This window comes from Bartonella sp. MR168JLCBS, from assembly GCF_042194175.1.
Genome location: NZ_JBHIMP010000300.1, coordinates 1 through 472 on the forward strand (window position 1 = coordinate 1; position 472 = coordinate 472).

Sequence of the window (472 nt, forward strand, 5' to 3'; positions counted from 1 at the left end):
CTGTATTGGATGCAAGACTCTCAAAGTGTAAACTCCCAATGAGAGCAGTCACGTTGATGAATTTCTTGTATGAGGAAATTGTCGCCGCTTAAAAACAAAAACTTCTTGTTTTTGAGAAAAAAACGCATCTGCATCCAGTCTGCAAAGCGTGTTAAAAAATCAAGCGCTGACTGATCTGTACGAATCGCATAAAGCAAGGCTTGTTTAATGAATTACTGACTTATTTTTGTTTGATAACCATGACATTTGGCTAATGGTTCGACAATCTTCCCAATGGTTTGATTATCGAAATGTTCACTGCTCTGGTCCTTAATCTCTTTATGCATCAAAGTGCTTTTGCCACAAAGGCGCAAAATTTCTACATCACTGCTGCCACAACCAACTCCACAATAAACGTCCCATAAAAGCAATAATGTTGTTCTCATAGCAAAAGATGACTTAATAGAGTGCTATCTTAATGGAATCTCTAAAC

The 472-nt window shown here is 37.5% G+C and carries 1 protein-coding gene; it reads right to left on the reverse strand.

The genetic code is table 11. The annotated features are described in order from the left end of the window. Positions 1-212 precede the first annotated feature (212 nt). Entirely contained in the window at positions 213-425 is a 213-nt protein-coding gene (locus ACFIK8_RS11010) for a hypothetical protein (RefSeq protein WP_014923781.1), read from the reverse strand. Positions 426-472: the final 47 nt, after the last annotated feature.

What these genes read in the sequence shown, in the direction of transcription:
- ACFIK8_RS11010 (WP_014923781.1), bottom strand. Translation starts at nt 425, where the DNA reads ATGAGAACAACATTATTGCTTTTATGGGACGTTTATTGTGGAGTTGGT.